Below are 18,927 nucleotides of genomic sequence, written 5' to 3' on the forward strand. Positions count from 1 at the left end.
GGTTTTTCTTAGTTAAGTGTAAATATTGTAACCTTGTTTTATCACATTAACTATAGGTATTGACCTAAATACCTTTTTGTTTAAGTCGCCTAACACACTGATAATTTTTCTTTTTAAAGTTAGCGCCTATAGCGATAATGAGCTAAAAACGAATAATCGTGACTTGTAAATTAACATATTGTATTTATCGCCATCTTACATAATAAATAAATTTACACTTTATTTACAAAAAGATATATTTATATTTACATAACGAATAAATATATATAAGTTAAGTAAGCGTTAACTCAGGCAAATAAATTATTTATATTTGTCTTTTTTACATTAACTTATAAGAAAGGAATTAAAATGAAAGTATCTAAATTGATTATAGCAGCCGCGGCTACAATTTTTACAGCAACAACCTTTGCAGCTTATTCGCCTAGTCATTATGTTGAACGTGTTTATTTTCAATCAGCGAATAGTAATTCAATAGTAGGCGAGTCAACCCGATTTTGTAGTGGCACTTATTACAATACTGGTTCTACTACTCTTTATTTTTCTGAATTAAGAATTGCTTGTGATAATAAATTTTAATTGTAATTTTTAGTCATAAAAAAAGCGACCAATGGTCGCTTTTTTAATCACTAAAACTTAGTGTTATGCCTATTACATTAGACTTTCTTATTAGACGCTTGTATTACGCGTAATTGCGCAGTTACTCGCGCTAATTCAGCCGCGACTTCAGCAAAGCCAACATCTCCGCCATGGGCGTTCATGTGTTTTTCTGCACGTTGCTTAGCTTCTAATACTTCTTTTTCATCCAAATCGTCTGCACGTATCGCTATATCAGCTAATACGGTTACGTTATTTGGTTGAACTTCTAACATGCCGCCAGAAAGATATATAACATCTACTGAACCACCATATTTAACAATACGAGCCATACCAGGTTTTAGCGAGGTCAATAAAGGTGCGTGACCAGGCATAATACCTAGTTCACCTTCTGAACCTGTGATCTGTAATGATTCAATACGTCCAGAGAATAGATTCTCTTCTGCACTTACTACATTTAGATTTACCGTCATTGCTGACATTTTGACCTCCTAAAGTAGGCGGTTAGATCGTTAATAAGTCGATGACTTACGTTAACCTAACACGCCCAAACAAATTACATGTTTTTAGCTTTTTCAATTGCTTCATCAATAGAACCAACCATATAAAAAGCTTGCTCAGGTAAATCATCGTATTCACCTGCAAGTAAGCCTTTAAAACCACTAATCGTGTTTTTAAGTGATACATACTTACCAGGAGAACCGGTGAATACTTCAGCAACAAAGAACGGTTGAGATAAAAAGCGTTGAATCTTACGTGCACGATTCACAGCTAATTTGTCTTCTTCAGATAATTCATCCATACCTAAGATGGCGATAATATCTTTAAGTTCTTTGTAACGTTGTAATGTTGATTGAACACCACGGGCTGTTTCATAATGCTCAGCGCCAACAACTAATGGATCAAGTTGACGAGAAGTAGAATCTAGTGGGTCAATTGCAGGATAAATACCTTGCGAAGCGATATCACGACTCAATACAACCGTTGCATCTAAGTGAGCAAAAGTAGTAGCTGGAGAGGGATCAGTCAAATCATCTGCTGGTACGTATACCGCTTGGATTGAAGTGATTGAACCTTTCTTAGTTGAAGTAATGCGCTCTTGAAGTACACCCATTTCTTCAGCAAGTGTTGGTTGATAACCAACTGCTGATGGCATACGACCAAGAAGTGCAGATACTTCAGTACCGGCCAAAGTATAACGGTAAATGTTATCAACAAAGAATAATACGTCACGACCTTCGTCACGGAATTTCTCAGCCATTGTTAAACCTGTAAAGGCAACACGTAGACGGTTTCCTGGAGGCTCGTTCATTTGACCGTAAACAAGTGATACTTTATCAAGTACATTTGAATCGTTCATTTCATGATAGAAATCGTTCCCTTCACGAGTACGCTCACCTACACCAGCAAATACTGAGTAGCCGCTATGCTCAATCGCGATGTTACGAATAAGTTCCATCATGTTAACGGTTTTACCAACACCAGCGCCACCGAACAAACCTACTTTACCACCCTTGGCGAATGGGCAAACTAAATCGATTACTTTTATGCCAGTTTCAAGTAGTTCATTTGACATCGCTTGGTCAGCATAAGCTGGCGCTTGACGGTGAATCGACCACTTTTCTTCTTCGCCGATTGGGCCAGCTTCATCGATAGGCTCACCCAATACGTTCATGATGCGACCCAAAGTTGCAGTACCTACTGGAACTTGGATATTCTCACCTGTGTTTTCTACATTCAGACCACGACGTAAACCGTCAGATGAACCCATGGCGATAGTACGAACTACGCCACCACCAAGTTGCTGTTGTACTTCAAGTACTAAGCCACTAAGGTTACCTTCAGTTATTTTTAACGCGTCATATACCTGAGGTACAGCATTTTGTGGAAATTCTACATCCACAACTGCGCCAATGATTTGGACGACTTTACCTGTACTCATGTTTAATCCTCTAATCTTGTGCTCTTATTTACTAATAAAATAAACAAAGAACTTTTGTTTATACCGCTGCTGCACCAGCACAGATCTCACCCAATTCTTGAGTAATACTTGCTTGACGCGCTTTGTTATATACCAATTGTAAATCATCAATTAAGTCACCCGCATTATCTGTTGCAGCTTTCATTGCAACCATACGAGCAGCTTGTTCACAGGCGAGATTTTCAACCACACCTTGATATACTTGCGATTCCGTATAACGAACGAGCAGTTTTTCAAGTAAAACTTGAGCATCAGGTTCGTATAAATAATCCCAGCTATGCTTAAATGCGTCATCATCTGACTTAGGCAAAGGTAAAAGTTGATCGATTGTTGGATTTTGCGTCATAGTATTAACAAATTTGTTATATACAATGAACAATCTATCTATCTCACCACTATCATAGGCATTCAACATGACCTTAACACTACCAATTAAATCAGTTAGTGAAGGATTGTCACCTAATCCAGACTTCTGTGACACTATTTTAGCACCAATATTGTTAAAAAATGACGTAGCTTTAGAACCCACTATGGCAAATTCAACATCGGCGCCCGCTGTTTGGTGTGTACCCGCATCGACAAGTACTTTTTTAAATAAATTGATATTTAAACCACCACACAAACCACGGTCTGTTGAGACAACGATATAACCTACACGCTTGACTTCACGTTCAACCATATATGGATGACGAAATTCTAAATTACCAAGTGCGACGCGACCGATCACATCTCGCATATTTTCAGCGTATGGACGAGATGCAGCCATGTTATCTTGCGCTTTGCGCATTTTACTAGCTGCAACCATTTCCATTGCGCTGGTGATCTTCTGTGTGTTTTTTACACTTCCAATCTTTGATTTAATCTCTTTACCACCAGCCATGACTATTCTCCAAAAAGGTTAACTAGATTACCAAGTTTGAGTAGCTTTAAAAGCTTCAATTGCTTTAGCTAAAGCAGACTCGATATCTTTGTTATAGTCGCCTTTTTCATTGATAGTAGCCATCAACTTAGCGTGATCATTGTTTACATAAGTGCGTAATGCATCTTCAAAATCAACCACTTTAGCGATTTCAACATCGTTCAAGTAACCTTTTTCTGCGGCAAATAACGATACGGCTGTTTCAGCAACTGACAATGGACTGTATTGCTTTTGCTTCATCAATTCAGTAACACGTTGTCCATGCTCTAATTGAGCACGAGTCGCGTCATCTAAATCTGATGCAAATTGAGCAAATGCAGCTAATTCAGCATATTGTGCTAAGGCTAAACGTATACCACCACCTAATTTCTTGATGATCTTAGTTTGCGCAGCACCACCAACACGAGAAACAGAAATACCGGCGTTAACAGCAGGACGAATACCTGAGTTAAATAGGTTAGACTCTAAGAAAATCTGACCATCAGTAATTGATATTACGTTAGTTGGTACGAAAGCCGATACATCACCCGCTTGCGTTTCAATGATAGGTAAAGCTGTTAATGAACCCGTTTTACCTTTAACTGCACCGTTGGTGAACTTTTCTACGTATGCTTCATTTACACGAGCAGCACGTTCAAGTAAACGACTATGAAGATAGAAAACGTCACCTGGGTAAGCTTCACGACCTGGTGGACGACGTAAAAGTAATGAAATTTGACGGTAAGCAACAGCTTGCTTAGACAAATCATCATATACGATTAATGCATCTTCACCACGATCTCGGAAGTATTCACCCATAGTACAGCCAGAATATGCTGACAAGTACTGTAGTGCAGCAGCTTCAGAAGCACCCGCAACAACAACGATAGTATTGTCTAACGCGCCGTGTTCTTCTAAAGAACGTACTAAGTTAGCAACTGTAGAAGCCTTTTGGCCTATTGCTACGTATACACACTTAATACCAGTATCTTTTTGGTTAATAATGGCATCTAAAGCGATGGCAGACTTACCAATTTGACGGTCACCAATGATAAGTTCACGTTGGCCACGGCCAATTGGAATCATTGAATCAATTGATTTGATACCTGTTTGTACAGGTTGATCAACAGATTTACGTTCGATAACACCTGGTGCTAAAACTTCAACAGGAGAAAAACCATCATTTTCAATAGGTCCTTTACCGTCAATAGGCTCACCCAAGGTGTTAACCACTCGACCTAATAAACCACGACCTACTGGTACTTCTAAAATACGACCAGTACTTTTAACTTTTACGCCTTCAGCTAAGTCAGCGTATGGACCCATAACTACCGCACCGACCGAATCACGGTCAAGGTTTAACGCGATAGCAAAACGGCTACCAGGAAGTTCGATCATTTCACCTTGCATTACATCAGCAAGGCCATGTATACGAATAATACCATCAGTTACAGAAACGATAGTACCTTCGTTGCGAGCTTCGCTGACAACGTCAAACTGTTCAATACGATTTTTGATCAGTTCGGCGATTTCAGTGGAATTCAGTTGCATGCTCTTTTCCCTTATTCTAGGATTGTAAAATTGTTGCTAAACGGCTCAATTTACCTTGTATAGAGCCATCAATTACCATGTCATCAGCTTTAATAATTAAACCTGAAATAATAGTCGCATCGACAATACAATTAAGCTTTACTTTTCGAGCCAAACGCTTTACAAGCGCGGCGCTAAGTGTTGTTTTTTGCTCTGCTGTAATTTCTACAGCTGAGGTTACATCCACAGTAACTTCTTGCTCAAATTCAGCTTTAAGTGCTAAAAATTGCGTTAAAACATGTGGTAGCACCAACAAGCGTTCGTTTTCTGCCATTATTTTCAAGAAATTTTGGCCTTGACTGTCTATTTGCTCGCCACAAACACTTAAAAAAAGTGCTTGTGCCTGCTCGACTGAAGCACCACCAGAAAGAACCCCTTTAATGGTTTCATCTTTGGCAACTTCAGCAGCAAAGGTTAGCTGTAATAACCAGCTATCAATAGCCTTTGCTTCAACAGCAAAATCGAACGCTGCTTTAGCGTAAGGACGAGCGACAGTTGTCAATTCAGACATAGCTCTATTCCCTCTTAAAGTTCAGCGACGAATTTATCTAAGATGTCACTATGTGTGGCGGCATCAATAGAACGTTCAAGAATCTTCTCGGCACCGGCGACAGCAAGAATCGCAAATTGTTTGCGCAATTCTTCTTTAACACGGTTACGTTCAGTTTCGATTTCTGTGTGACCTGTAGCTAAGATTTTTTCTTTCTCAGCTTGAGCTTTTACTGCAGCTTCTTCAACTATTTGCGTTTCACGTTTTTTCGCTGCTTCAATAATTTCGGCAGCTTGTGACTTAGCTTCTCTAAGTTGAGCAGTAGCTTTTTCTTGAGCAAGCTCAAGATCATTTGCAGCACGGTCTGAAGCAGCAAGTCCATCAGCGATCTTTTTCTGGCGAGCTTCAATAGCATCGTTCAATGGTGGCCATACATATTTCATGCAGAACCAAACAAAAACAACGAATGCTATTAATTCACCAATTAGAGTGGCGTTTAAATTCACAACCGCTCCTCCTTAATAGTAAGCTGTTCAAATAATGAAATTAAAGTACAAACAATAATACCATCGCGATACCAACACCGATCATAGCAACGGCATCGATTAAACCCGCTAAAATAAACATTTTCACTTGTAGTGAAGGGGCTAGTTCTGGTTGGCGTGCACACGCTTCCAAGAATTTACCACCCATGTTACCAAAGCCAATTGCAGTACCAATAGCACCAAAACCGATTAGTAAAGCAACTGCGATAAACTTAATCGCTTCAGGCATTGTTAATATTTGTTCCATTTTTTTCTCCAAAGTTTTAATTGTAAAGTTAAAGTTAAAGTTAAAGTTAAAGGTTAAAAATTAATGATTATCAGAACTCGCCATACTTAAGTAAACGATTGTTAGCATCATAAAGACAAATGCTTGCAATACGATGACTAATATATGGAATACAGCCCAGACAAAGTGCAATGGAAGCTGCATCAAACCAACAGCGCCAATTAAGATGAATATTAACTCACCTGCATATAAGTTACCAAATAGACGTAGTGCTAATGAAAATGGCTTTGCAACAAGAGCAATGGTTTCAAGTAATAAATTACAAGGGATCAAAAACACCATAGCTAATTTGTTTTTGGTGTTGAACGGGTGCAAGGTCAATTCTTTAACAAATCCGCCAAGACCTTTTATTTTTACTGAATAAAAAATCATCAATAAAAACACGCCGAGTGCTAGTGCAGCTGTTAAATTAATATCTGTTGTTGGTACAACTTTCATATAGACATCGTGACTATCCATACCAAAAGCAGTTTCACCAACAAAACCAGCAAATGCAGGTAAGAAATCAACAGGAATTAAGTCCATTAAGTTCATTAAAAAGACCCAAACAAATATCGTTAAGGCTAATGGTGCAATTAATGTACTTTTTCCTTGGAAGGTTTTATTAACGTTGTCACCGACAAACTCGACAACCATTTCAATAAAACATTGAAATTTATCAGGAACACCTACGGTAGCTCCTTTAGCAGCTCTGCGAAAAGTCCACAAAAACAACATACCTAGGCCAATTGACCATGCTAGTGTATCTATATGCCATGTCCAAAACCCACTGTCACTACATGCTTTATTAAATGCTAAACCAGTATCGGTTGTACACATTTTTGCATTAGTTAAATGGTGTTGGATATGGCTTGATAAGGTGACTTCTTCTGCCATTTTATTATCCCAAAAGTTAAAGTTTATAAATCTTTATCGCCAGTGAATTAACGTTCTGTTAAAAAAACCGGCAGTAGTAATGTTAAAAACACTACTACACAATATGTGCTTAAAAATATTAAGGGTGAAATCACTAAAAACTTAAATACTAGCGCGAATAATAACGCGGTATATAACATTTTTAATTTTACGCCACTATAAAAAGATTCCATAACCTTTCTTGAAGCGCTTGCACCTGCATACTTAAATGCTTTATAAGCGAAAATAATATTAGGAACTATCACCACTGCACCGCCTAAAAGTAAAGAGTAAGCGTATAGTAGTCCCCAATTGAAATATGTAATTACAGCGCATATGACGACCAATATAGTCATTATACTGATTTGTCTCGACGCTAATTTTCGACCAGGCGTAGTTAATAAATTTTGATAACCTTTCGCCACTGCTGTCTCCAACGCAATTCTTCGTAGTCATAGTGTTCTTTAAAGTTAATACTTTAACTTTAAAAAAGCCGTCGCAAGTATACTTAATTACAGCACTAATGCAACAAAATAGGGCGTTCATTGCTGACAATACATACAAAATGTGACACTAAATTTAGAAAGGTTTACTCGAAAATGAAAACTTGACCTTTGAAAGACAGAAATAAAGATGAAATAGCTAAATTAATCTTATTTTTCATAGTCGATTATTAGGGCGTAAACACATTTTGGATTATCACCGCTTAGCTACCTTAAATATAATATGTACGTAAACTAATAAGAATTGAAGCGAGAAACAATGCCATCAAGTTCAGACAGATCGCTGTAGGAGATAATTAACTTACCTTTACCTTTCTTATTGTGAGCAATAGTGACTTGAGAGCCAAGTTTCTCTGATAAATTTTGTTCTAAACTTTTAGTATCTGGGTCTTTGATTTTATCTTCAACCACCTTTTCTGGTGTTTGTATTTTTTTAATCAGTGCTTCTGTTTCACGTACGGTAAGATCTTTAGCGACCACTATTCTTGCTGTATTACTTTGTATGTCATCGCCTAATGCTAATAAAGCGCGAGCATGGCCCATTTCAATATCGCCATGTTCAAGCAAAGTTTTGACATCATCATTTAAATTATTTAAGCGTAATAAATTAGAAACTGTTGTTCTGGATTTCCCTACCGCATTCGCCACTTCTTGATGTGTTAGTTCGAACTCGGTTAATAGCCGTTCCAATGCAATAGCTTCTTCCATAGCATTAAGGTCTTCACGTTGAATGTTTTCAATCAAGGCAATAGCAATAGCGGCTTCGTCGGGTACATTTTTAATTAAACAAGGTACTCTGTCTAATTTAGCTAACTGTGCGGCACGCCATCGACGTTCACCAGCAATTATCTCATAATTATTTTCACCAATATTACGAACAACAATTGGCTGTATTATTCCTTGAGAAAGAATAGAGTTGGATAAATCTTCTAAGGCTTCTGCTGACATATCTTTACGGGGTTGATATTTACCTTGCTGCAATTGCTCTATCGGTAAATATTGTAATTCACTCTGTTTAGTTGAAGATAAATTACTTTCAGCCGCATCATCTGTTTCTTTATTTGATGTTAATAATGCGTCAAGGCCACGACCTAGGCCTCTACGTTTTGCTGGACTCATAATTTTCCTTCGGAGTTAACGAAATAGTTAATCAATTTTTTTTTCGAGAGTTTGTTTTTTTTGTTCTGCTTTGCGTAATATTTCACCGGCAAGTGCTAAATAAGCTTTAGCACCGGTTGATGACTTGTCATAATACATCACTGGCGACCCAAAACTTGGTGCCTCGGCTAATCGAACATTACGTGGGATAACGGTACGGTAGACTTTATCACCAAAATGGCGTTTTAATTGTTCTGACACATCATTAGCTAACCGGTTACGAGGATCATACATCGTCCGTAAAATTCCTTCTATATGCAAGTCAGCATTGACTACAGACGTTAGTTGGGAAACAGTATCCATTAGTGCCGTTAAACCCTCTAATGCATAATACTCACATTGCATAGGGACTAAAACAGAATTAGCCGCTGTCATTGCATTAACGGTTAGCATATTTAAAGAAGGAGGGCAGTCGATTATAATAAAATCGTACTTATCTCGTATTGGCGCTAAAGCATTTTTTAAACGTTGTTCACGAGAATATACTTGCATTAATTTAATTTCAGCAGCGGTAACATCAGTATTAGCAGCAATTAAATCATATAAACCTGATGTTTCTCGGCAAACCACTTCATCGAATGGCTTTTGGTCAACGAGTAATTCATAGCAGGTTGCATGCACTTCATACTTGTCAACACCACTGCCCATCGTAGCATTGCCTTGGGGGTCTAAATCGATTAGCAATATTTTTCGTTTTGTTGCTGCTAATGAGGCAGCTAAATTAACAGAGGTTGTTGTTTTACCAACACCACCTTTTTGGTTAGCAACCGCAATGATTTTTCCCACAATAACCTCGAAAGTAATTTATTATATTATTATTTTTTTTAGTTCAATAACATGGCGTTCACCCTGCAAATTAGGCACGATTATTTCGCTACTGTCTACAAACTTTATATGTTCTGGCAATTGTTCTATTTCTTCGCGGGGAAATTGACCTTTTAGTGCATAAAATCGCCCAGTTTCATCCGCAATGAGATGTTGACACCAATTGACCATATCTTCAAGTGATGCAAAAGCTCGACTCAAGACCCCATCAAATAGTGCTTCAGGTTGATATTTTTCAACTCTCGATAAGACGGGTGTTACATTTTTAAGTTTTAGTTGAAAAACAACTTGACGTAAAAAAGTGATTCTTTTTCCTAAACTGTCTAATAGAACAAAGTTTTTTTCGGGGTATAAAATAGCTAATGGGATGCCTGGTAATCCTGGTCCTGTACCCACATCAATGAATGATTGGCCTTTTAATACTTTGCCAACCATTAAGCTGTCCATAATATGTTTTACCAACATATCACTGGTGTCACGAACCGACGTTAAGTTATAAGCCTTGTTCCATTTATTTAATAACTCAACATATTGAATTAATAAGTCTATTTGTGCTTCATCGAGTGTTAATTCGCTTTTATCTATTAACGAGGTCAGTTCAGTTTTAAGTGTCATTTATTTTTTCGCGTTTTAATTTTTAATTAAGCTATTTTACGTAACAAGCCATGTTTTTTAAGATATACCAATAACAAAGATATTGCCGCTGGGGTAATACCAGAAATACGCGATGCCTTACCAATAGTTTCTGGACGTGAATCACTTAATTTTGCAACAACTTCATTCGATAAACCTGATATTTGAGTAAAATCAAAATCAAGTGGGATCAACGTATTTTCATGACGTTTCTTTTTCGATATTTCGTCAAGTTGTCGATCAATATAACCCGCATATTTAATTTGAATTTCAACTTGTTCTGCCGCTTGCTTATTTGTAACAGCTGGACCCATACCTTCAATTTTCATTAAATCGTCGTAACGAACTTCAGGTCGGCGAATAAGATCTTCTAAACTATTTTCTCGACTTATATCAGCTTTCAGTAGTAAATTTATTTGATCTACTGCTTGATGATCTTTTTGGATCCATGTCGACTTCAATCGTTGGCGTTCAAGTTCAACCATTTCAATTTTTTCATTAAATGATCTCCAACGATTTTCATCGACGAGCCCAAGGTTATAACCTTTTTCAGTTAAGCGAATATCAGCATTGTCTTCACGCAATAATAAACGATATTCTGCACGCGAAGTAAACATACGATAAGGTTCTTTAGTGCCTAAGGTCGCTAAGTCATCGACCAATACTCCCATGTAAGCTTGGTCTCGACCTAAAATTAGTTCTTCTTTCCCCTGCACACGAGCCGCCGCATTGGTGGCGGCTAATAGACCTTGTGCGCCTGCTTCTTCATAGCCTGTAGTGCCATTTATCTGGCCTGCAAAATATAAGTTTTCTACAAATTTGCTTTCAAGTGTTTGCTTTAAATCACGAGGATCGAAATAGTCATATTCAATGGCATAACCTGGCCGGGTGATATGTGCATCTTCAAAACCTTTAATTGATCGCACTAAGGCCATTTGTACATCAAAAGGTAAACTGGTTGAAATGCCATTAGGATAAATTTCATGTGTAGTTAAACCTTCAGGTTCAACAAAAATTTGATGTGAATCTTTATCAGCAAAACGGGTGATTTTATCTTCTATCGAAGGGCAATATCTCGGGCCAACACCCTCGATTACGCCAGTGTACATAGGAGATCTATCTAGGCCATCTCTGATAATGTCATGAGTTTTGATGTTAGTATGTGTGATGTAACAAGGTACTTGTGCGGGATGATCGTCTCGCGATCCCATAAATGAAAATACTGGCCGAGGATCATCACCTGGTTGTTGTTCCATTTTAGAAAAATCTAAGCTTCTTGCATCTAGGCGAGGTGGTGTACCAGTTTTTAAACGATCCATACGAAATGGCATATCACGTAAGTTTTTGGCTAAGTTTTCACTTGAAGGATCACCGGCTCTACCACCTTGATAATTATTTAAGCCAATATGAATCTGACCTGCTAAAAATGTTCCAACCGTTAAAACTACCGACTTTGCTTTAAATTTAAGGCCCATTTGTGTTGAAACACCAACAATTTTGTTGTTTTCTAGAATAAGATCATCACATGGTTGTTGGAAAATAGTGAGATTTTTTTGATTTTCTAAATAGTTTCTCACATAAGATCTATACAATATTCGGTCAGCCTGTGCTCTTGTTGCACGTACTGCAGGGCCTTTACTTGCATTCAACGTTCTAAATTGAATCGCTGCATGGTCTGTAGCGGTTGCCATTAATCCACCTAAAGCATCAATTTCTTTAACTAAATGCCCTTTGCCAATACCGCCAATAGCTGGATTACATGACATTTGACCTAAGGTGTCGATGTTATGCGTTAACAATAATGTTTTACAACCCATGCGTGCTGCTGCAAGACATGCTTCTGTTCCGGCATGACCACCACCGACTACGATTACGTCATAAGATTCTTGATACCACATAGATTTTAGACCTTGGTTAAACGTTAAAATATTTTTTAATGAATATTTGCTATTCAAAAATTAGGGAACGTATTTTAGCGCTTTTTTTCGGTGAGGGGAATGATCAAATCACTAAAAAGATCTGAGTGCGATCCTTCTTATAATATATAAGATCTTTAAAGAGATCTTATTACTATTACTTATTAGTAAAGCGATTTTCTGTTGATAAGTACTTTTTCTTTATATATAACAGTTTATTAGTACGATCATAACACTGTGATCAAACTTTGATCAAAGGGCTTTAAACCTATGATCAAAAGGGCTAGTTATCCACAAGCAAAATAAATAATAATTCTATACACTGAATAATAATAAGAAATTAATAGGTTTTACCCAGACTTATCCACAACACATTATTTATATGCATAGTTTTGTTGATAACTTATGAGTAAGATCTTTATAAAAGATCTTTATTTTTTTCTATCCACTGTTGAGCAAGATCCTCTGGATCTATTTCTTCTCTCATATCTAAGGTTTTAATTGGTAGCATTTCAACCCAACCCATTGATATTAGTAGGTTATTTAAATCAAAACCCGCTTTGCAAAAAGTATCATAATTTGAATCGCCTATTGCTATGATCATAAATTTACTTGGGGATAGATCTATAGCACTATTTCTAAGATCTTCAACAAATTTCTGAATGTTGTCAGGGAAGTCTCCTGCGCCATGTGTTGACGTACAAATTAGCCAAGTGTGATTATCGCTTGTTATTTGAGCTAACTCAGGCTGCAAATGAAGAGTCGTTTGATGATTTAGTGCTAATAAAGTCTCTTCACATGCCTCTGCAACATACTCAGTTCCTCCTAACATACTACCAACAATGATTTGAAATGAGCTCATTTTGTTCCTTTACTTTTATATATTAAGCGTTATTTTCCGATACAAAAAGACGAAAATATCTCAGTTAATAGATCGTCATTGGTGAACTCACCGGTTATTTTATTGAGTTCGATTTGACATAAACGTAATTCTTCAGCAAGAATCTCCCCCGCAACATAAGATTCAAGTTGGTCTAAACCGACAATTAAATGGTGATGTGCTTGCTCTAGCGCGGCTAAGTGTCGTCTTCTTGCCATAAATCCGCCTTCAGTACTTCCTTGGTAACCCATAATGCTTTTTAAGTGTTCTTTAAGCTCTGTTATGCCTTCGCCATTTTTCGCTGATAATGTAATGGTGGGCAGTGCATTCACTTCTGAATATCCCGTACTCATTTCGTTAATATCCGCTTTGTTTTTAATAATACTTAAACCAATATCTTTAGGTAATTGAGCAAAGAACTCTGGCCATAATTTTTGAGGATCTTCGCTATTATGATCAGTCGCATCAACCATCAATAGTACTCTGTCGGCTTGATTTATTTCTTTCCATGCGCGTTCAATGCCTATTTGTTCAACTTGATCGTTACTTTCACGTAAACCTGCAGTATCTATAATATGTAATGGCATACCATCGATGTGTATTTGCTCTGTAAGCACATCACGAGTCGTTCCAGCAATATCTGTAACAATTGCCGCCTCTCTTCCACTTAAAGCATTTAACAAGCTTGATTTACCCGCATTAGGACGTCCTGCTATAACGACGCGCATACCTTCACGAATAATACTGCCTTGATGGGCTTGGCTCTGGACTTTTTCTACTTGCGTGATTATTTTTTTAAGATCCCCCACCACTTTTGCATCAGCGAGAAAATCTATTTCTTCTTCTGGAAAATCTATAGCAGCCTCGACATACATCCTTAGATAAATTGTACTTTCAACGAGTTCATTGACTAATTTTGAGAAATCACCCTGTAATGAATGCAACGCGCATCGAGCTGCTTGTTCAGAACTAGAGTTGATTAAATCTGCAATAGCCTCTGCTTGCGTGAGATCTAATTTGTCATTAATAAATGCCTGCTCACTAAATTCACCGGGTTTTGCCATACGTACTTTAGGTAGTGCTAAAATTTCTTTTAACAGCATATCTAATATTACGGGGCCGCCATGTCCTTGTAGTTCAAGTACATCTTCTCCTGTAAAAGAATGTGGGGCTTTAAAATATAAGGCAATTCCTTGATCTAAGGCGTTTTGGTTAGCATCATTAAAAGGTAAATATTCTGCTTTTCTAATTTCAGGTATTCTTCCTAATATAGCCTGAGCAACATTTTTAACTTCTGGACCTGATATTCTGATAATGCCAACTCCGCCACGACCTGGTGCTGTGGCTTGTGCTGCAATGGTTTCTTTTTGATATAAAACTTCAGTCATAATTATTTCCTAGGAGAGAGCGAGGCTATTATAAACATTTATTGAGCAGAAATAAAAAAGGCGACCTATATTAGGTCGCCTTTAACAATTTTACGCTTTAATAATTAATCTTTAGCTTTTACTTTGGCCAATTTAGCTTTTTCTATGCCACTGAAAATAATTTTCATTTGTACAATTGAAATCATGTTACTGACAAACCAATAAAGTACTAGACCTGATGGGAACCAAGCCATGAATACAGAAAATGCTACGGGCATATATTGCATAATTTTCTGTTGCATCGGATCTTGTATCGTCATCGGTTGCATTTTTTGCATAACGAACATACTGACACCCATAAACACCGGTAATATAAAATAAGGGTCCATAGTAGAAAGATCTTCTATCCAGAAAAAGAATGGTGCGTGACGTAATTCAACACTTTCTAAAAATACCCAATACAATGCTAAGAATATTGGCATTTGAATGATCATTGGTAAACAACCACCAGCGGGGTTCACTTTTTCTTTCTTGTACATTTCCATGGTAGCTTGTGACATTTTCTGACGGTCATCACCAAAGCGTTCTTTTAACTGTGCCATTTTAGGCGCAAGTTCACGCATCTTAGCCATTGAGGTGTATTGTGCTTTTGTTAATGGATACATAGCACCCTTAACGACTAAGGTAATTACAATAATCGCAATACCCCAGTTAGTAACCAAAGACTGAATTTGAAGTAATAACCAAAATAGTGGCTTACTGATCATAAATAAAAAGCCGTAATCTATGGTCAACCCTAAGTTTGGCGCTATCTCATCAAGCTTATATTGATCCTTAGGACCAACATAAAAAATAGCTGACGTTGTCGCTTGGCTATTTGGTTGAATTGTCACCGATGGTGACTTAAACCCAATTACAGCTTCATTGTTAGCAGAATAACTTGAATAAATATTGTTATCGGCAGTTAGACTCGGTACCCATGCGGAAACAAAATAATGTTCAAGCATTGCAACCCACCCACCAGCAGTCGTTACATTTAATCTTTTTTCTTCAATGTCACCAAAATCGTATTTTTCATAGCGATCTTCAGTTGTCGAATAGGCAGCACCACGATACGTAGGCATTAACGAACTACCACTCTCTACTACAGTAGACTGTTTTAGTTGTCCGTACATTTGAACGGTAGCAGCGGTAGTTGCTGTGTTGTTTATAATATATTCAACATCTACGCTATAGTCTGACTTTGTAAATGTAAAACGCTTTGTTACGTTCAAGCCATTTTCAGCTGTATATTGTAAATCAACGACTAACGGTGTATTACCTGTTTGTGTGTATGATTTACTGCTTGTTTGATAAACCGGACGGCCAGGTATTACTTGATCTAAACCTTGTGCGCCAATCAGTCCACTTTGTGCAACATATTTACGGTTACCATTTTGCATTACGGTAAACGGTATGCCGTTGCCTTGTTCTGTATCGAAGTCTTTTAATCTTGCTTCAACAATATCGCCACCACGTGTAGCAATTTTAACAATAAGTACATCAGTATCTATACTAATTACTTGTTCGCTTGCTTTAACCAGTGTTGATATTGGCATTGCTGAACTTGATGACTGAGGAATAGAATCAGCATCACTAGTGTTCACTTGATTTGTTGTTTGTGTCATTGCGGGCTGAGCGACTACAGGTGCATTATCTTTTTGATATTCTGTGAACAGCAAATAAGTAACAACCATAAGCGCAATAAAAAGAAAACTGCGTTGAGATTCCATAATTTATTATTTCTCTTTTTTTGATGGTGGCACGGGATCTAATCCACCCGCGTTTAATGGATGGCATTTTAGTATACGTTTGCCCGCTAACCAACAACCTTTTATCACACCGAAGCGATTAATTGCCTCAATAGCATAAAAAGAGCAAGTTGGATGAAATCGGCAGTTACTGCCAAGTAGTGGGCTAAGCCAGCGCTGGTAAGCTTTAACTAAAGCTATTGCTAGCTGTTGTGGCGTTGAATTACTTTTCGCCATATTTTTTCTAATTGTTTTTTAATTTCTGCGTTTTCTAACTTATCTGTGCCTGATTTCACCATAACGACGATATCGATATTGGGTAATTCATGTTGATTGAGTCGAAAACTTTCTCTAATTTGACGTTTAATACGATTTCGCTGAACAGCTAATTTAACGCGTTTTTTAGCAATAGCTAAGCCTAAACGATTACGTTCATCTAAATTTGGACTAACAAGAATAGTTATGTGGCTAGAGCCGAAACGAAGAGGTTTAGAAAATACAGATTGAAAGTGACCGGGAGTCAACAAGCGTGACTCCCGATTAAATTCATAATTAACCATGATGGTTAAAATATCTCTTTATTAAAGATTAAAAAAGAGATTATGCGCTAAGGCTTTTACGGCCTTTAGCACGGCGACGTGAAATTACTGCACGACCGTTTTTTGTAGCCATACGAGCACGGAAACCGTGGTTGCGTTTACGCTTTAATACACTAGGTTGAAATGTTCTTTTCATTACGCTAATCCGTCTGTTGTTGTTGCCCTGGCAAACAGCCGTATTGAGCACACTGGTTCTAAAAAAAGAGGCCGAATTTTATAGTTTGTAGCAACTGTTGTCAATGCTTATAGTCATCTATTTTAAAAAGATCCTAATAGATCTTTGTGATCTATTATTTATATCCACAGTTTTGTAACATTATTTTGAATTACATCCAAAAGACGTTAAGTAATTACTGCTAATAGCTAAATAATATGTAAATAAAATTTTAGCAGTAAATTAGTCTAAAAATACCGTTTTTATTGCTTTTGCGGAGTCTTTTTTATTTTATTTTCATTAAAAGGGCAACTATTTAAAAGTCAATATTGATGTTGTGGATAACTATGGTGATAATAGACCAATTATAAAAATACCACATTTACCTACGCTTGCTTTATTTGTCGTTTTTACGAGAGGCTAATGTAACAGCACGTCGTGTAATATCAGGAGCATTTGGTTGGATCATTCACTTTGGCAGCGATGCCTTTCAGTTCTACAAGAAGAGTTGCCTGCGCAGCAATTCAGTATGTGGATACGTCCGTTACAATGTGTTGTCGCTGACAATATCATGACATTATATGCACCTAATCGTTTTGTACTTGATTGGGTTCGTGACAAATATGTTAGTCGTATAAATGAATTGGTTACTTTGCAAGAAAGTACTAATCCTCCTCTCCTTAGATTTGATGTTGGTAGTATTCCAAATCAAAGTAGCTCACAAAATATTATCAATACTATTCCACAACTTGTAAGTGCTAATAAAAAAAGGGAAGAGCCGCAAAGTAATTTACCTAAAACTACTAATGTTAGGGTCAAATACACTTTTGATAATTTTGTTGAAGGTAAATCAAACCAATTAGCACGCGCTGCTGCCTCACAAGTTGCCGATAATCCTGGTTCTGCCTATAACCCTCTATTTATTTATGGCGGAACGGGTTTAGGTAAAACCCATTTATTACATGCGGTCGGTAACGGTATTTTATTAAATAAGCCCAATGCTAAAATTGCTTATATGCATTCAGAGCGATTTGTTCAAGATATGGTTCGCGCATTACAAAATAATGCGATGGAAAAATTTAAACATTATTATCGTAGTGTTGATGCTTTACTCATCGATGATATTCAATTTTTTGCAGGTAAAGACAGAACGCAAGAAGAATTTTTTCATACTTTCAATGCTTTGCTTGAAGGTAATCAGCAAATTATTTTAACCAGTGATCGTTATCCAAAAGAAGTTGATGTTGAAGATAGGCTTAAATCTCGCTTTGGTTGGGGATTAACTATTGCAATAGAGCCTCCCGAACTAGAAACGCGTGTTGCCATTCTTAAACGTAAAGCGCAAGAAAGTCATATTAACTTGGCTGATGAAGTTGCCTTTTTTATTGCGAAACGTCTTCGGTCTAATGTTCGTGAGCTCGAAGGGGCATTGAATAGAGTTATCGCCAATGCTAACTTTACTGGTAGACCTATTACGATAGATTTTGTGCGTGAAGCATTACGAGATTTACTTGCCTTACAAGACAAATTAGTTACTATCGATAATATTCAACGAACCGTTGCAGAATATTATAAAATTAAAGTTGCCGATTTACTTTCAAAACGTAGAAATAGATCTGTGGCTAGACCTAGGCAAATTGCAATGGCATTATCTAAGGAGCTAACTAACCATAGTTTGCCAGAAATAGGTGATGCATACGGTGGGCGTGATCATACAACCGTCCTCCATGCATGTCGTAAGGTTAAGGCGTTACGCGAAGAGTCGCATGACATCAAGGAAGATTATTCTAATTTAACTAGAACACTTTCATCATAGCTTTCGTT

The 18,927-nt window shown here is 37.3% G+C and carries 21 protein-coding genes; 2 read left to right on the top strand and 19 right to left on the bottom strand.

Annotation, left to right across the window (positions count from 1 at the left end; genetic code table 11):
- The first annotated feature begins 348 nt into the window (after positions 1 to 348).
- On the top strand, positions 349 to 576 hold the full coding sequence (locus H4J52_RS08445) for a hypothetical protein (RefSeq protein WP_182178700.1): 228 nt from the start codon (positions 349 to 351) through the stop codon (positions 574 to 576).
- A gap of 77 nt (positions 577 to 653) precedes the next feature.
- Here H4J52_RS08445 and H4J52_RS08450 read toward each other — a convergent pair whose 3' ends face one another.
- The 19 genes from H4J52_RS08450 to rpmH form a co-directional block, all read right to left on the bottom strand.
- Entirely contained in the window at positions 654 to 1,076 is a 423-nt protein-coding gene (locus H4J52_RS08450; protein ID WP_070375313.1) for a F0F1 ATP synthase subunit epsilon, read from the bottom strand.
- Positions 1,077 to 1,150: 74 nt separating this feature from the next.
- A complete protein-coding gene (gene atpD / locus H4J52_RS08455; protein ID WP_182178702.1) occupies positions 1,151 to 2,536 on the bottom strand; it encodes a F0F1 ATP synthase subunit beta in 1,386 nt (461 codons plus the stop codon).
- A 58-nt stretch (positions 2,537 to 2,594) separates the two neighbouring features.
- Positions 2,595 to 3,455 (bottom strand): F0F1 ATP synthase subunit gamma, encoded by an 861-nt coding sequence (gene atpG / locus H4J52_RS08460; protein WP_182175912.1) that lies wholly within the window; start codon positions 3,453 to 3,455, stop codon positions 2,595 to 2,597.
- A gap of 27 nt (positions 3,456 to 3,482) precedes the next feature.
- Positions 3,483 to 5,024 carry a F0F1 ATP synthase subunit alpha gene (gene atpA, locus H4J52_RS08465; protein ID WP_182178704.1) on the bottom strand — a complete coding sequence of 514 codons (1,542 nt, stop codon included), beginning with the start codon at positions 5,022 to 5,024 and terminating at the stop codon, positions 3,483 to 3,485.
- A 16-nt stretch (positions 5,025 to 5,040) separates the two neighbouring features.
- On the bottom strand, positions 5,041 to 5,574 hold the full coding sequence (gene atpH / locus H4J52_RS08470; protein ID WP_182178706.1) for a F0F1 ATP synthase subunit delta: 534 nt from the start codon (positions 5,572 to 5,574) through the stop codon (positions 5,041 to 5,043).
- Positions 5,575 to 5,588: 14 nt separating this feature from the next.
- Entirely contained in the window at positions 5,589 to 6,059 is a 471-nt protein-coding gene (gene atpF, locus H4J52_RS08475; RefSeq protein ID WP_070375308.1) for a F0F1 ATP synthase subunit B, read from the bottom strand.
- 40 nt (positions 6,060 to 6,099) lie between these two features.
- A complete protein-coding gene (gene atpE / locus H4J52_RS08480; RefSeq protein WP_086745850.1) occupies positions 6,100 to 6,327 on the bottom strand; it encodes a F0F1 ATP synthase subunit C in 228 nt (75 codons plus the stop codon).
- Between the two features lie 78 nt (positions 6,328 to 6,405).
- Complete coding sequence (gene atpB / locus H4J52_RS08485; RefSeq protein WP_182178708.1) at positions 6,406 to 7,260, bottom strand: F0F1 ATP synthase subunit A; 855 nt, start codon at positions 7,258 to 7,260, stop codon at positions 6,406 to 6,408.
- A 47-nt stretch (positions 7,261 to 7,307) separates the two neighbouring features.
- Positions 7,308 to 7,715, bottom strand: coding sequence for an ATP synthase subunit I (locus H4J52_RS08490; RefSeq protein WP_259367839.1), 408 nt, complete (start codon positions 7,713 to 7,715; stop codon positions 7,308 to 7,310).
- A 300-nt stretch (positions 7,716 to 8,015) separates the two neighbouring features.
- A complete protein-coding gene (locus H4J52_RS08495) occupies positions 8,016 to 8,900 on the bottom strand; it encodes a ParB/RepB/Spo0J family partition protein (RefSeq protein ID WP_182178710.1) in 885 nt (294 codons plus the stop codon).
- Positions 8,901 to 8,927: 27 nt separating this feature from the next.
- Complete coding sequence (locus H4J52_RS08500; protein ID WP_182178712.1) at positions 8,928 to 9,725, bottom strand: ParA family protein; 798 nt, start codon at positions 9,723 to 9,725, stop codon at positions 8,928 to 8,930.
- Between the two features lie 21 nt (positions 9,726 to 9,746).
- Positions 9,747 to 10,379: a 16S rRNA (guanine(527)-N(7))-methyltransferase RsmG gene (rsmG, locus tag H4J52_RS08505; RefSeq protein WP_182178714.1), complete on the bottom strand. Its 633-nt coding sequence runs from the start codon at positions 10,377 to 10,379 to the stop codon at positions 9,747 to 9,749.
- Positions 10,380 to 10,405: 26 nt separating this feature from the next.
- Positions 10,406 to 12,295 (bottom strand): tRNA uridine-5-carboxymethylaminomethyl(34) synthesis enzyme MnmG, encoded by a 1,890-nt coding sequence (mnmG, locus tag H4J52_RS08510; protein WP_182224511.1) that lies wholly within the window; start codon positions 12,293 to 12,295, stop codon positions 10,406 to 10,408.
- A 436-nt stretch (positions 12,296 to 12,731) separates the two neighbouring features.
- Positions 12,732 to 13,175 (bottom strand): flavodoxin domain-containing protein, encoded by a 444-nt coding sequence (locus H4J52_RS08515; RefSeq protein WP_182224512.1) that lies wholly within the window; start codon positions 13,173 to 13,175, stop codon positions 12,732 to 12,734.
- A 29-nt stretch (positions 13,176 to 13,204) separates the two neighbouring features.
- Positions 13,205 to 14,581 carry a tRNA uridine-5-carboxymethylaminomethyl(34) synthesis GTPase MnmE gene (mnmE, locus tag H4J52_RS08520; protein ID WP_182178720.1) on the bottom strand — a complete coding sequence of 459 codons (1,377 nt, stop codon included), beginning with the start codon at positions 14,579 to 14,581 and terminating at the stop codon, positions 13,205 to 13,207.
- A 104-nt stretch (positions 14,582 to 14,685) separates the two neighbouring features.
- On the bottom strand, positions 14,686 to 16,332 hold the full coding sequence (yidC, locus tag H4J52_RS08525) for a membrane protein insertase YidC (RefSeq protein ID WP_182224513.1): 1,647 nt from the start codon (positions 16,330 to 16,332) through the stop codon (positions 14,686 to 14,688).
- Positions 16,333 to 16,338: 6 nt separating this feature from the next.
- Positions 16,339 to 16,587: a membrane protein insertion efficiency factor YidD gene (gene yidD, locus H4J52_RS08530; protein ID WP_182178724.1), complete on the bottom strand. Its 249-nt coding sequence runs from the start codon at positions 16,585 to 16,587 to the stop codon at positions 16,339 to 16,341.
- Positions 16,554 to 16,910: a ribonuclease P protein component gene (rnpA, locus tag H4J52_RS08535; RefSeq protein ID WP_182178726.1), complete on the bottom strand. Its 357-nt coding sequence runs from the start codon at positions 16,908 to 16,910 to the stop codon at positions 16,554 to 16,556. The genes yidD and rnpA overlap by 34 nt, the downstream gene beginning before the upstream one ends.
- Positions 16,911 to 16,950: 40 nt before the next feature.
- Complete coding sequence (rpmH, locus tag H4J52_RS08540) at positions 16,951 to 17,085, bottom strand: 50S ribosomal protein L34 (protein WP_070375296.1); 135 nt, start codon at positions 17,083 to 17,085, stop codon at positions 16,951 to 16,953.
- Between the two features lie 478 nt (positions 17,086 to 17,563).
- On the opposite strand from rpmH, the gene dnaA reads away from it, so the two are divergent.
- Complete coding sequence (gene dnaA, locus H4J52_RS08545) at positions 17,564 to 18,919, top strand: chromosomal replication initiator protein DnaA (RefSeq protein WP_182178728.1); 1,356 nt, start codon at positions 17,564 to 17,566, stop codon at positions 18,917 to 18,919.
- Positions 18,920 to 18,927 lie beyond the last annotated feature (8 nt).

This window comes from Colwellia sp. MB02u-14, from assembly GCF_014076915.1.
GTDB lineage: Bacteria > Pseudomonadota > Gammaproteobacteria > Enterobacterales > Alteromonadaceae > Colwellia_A.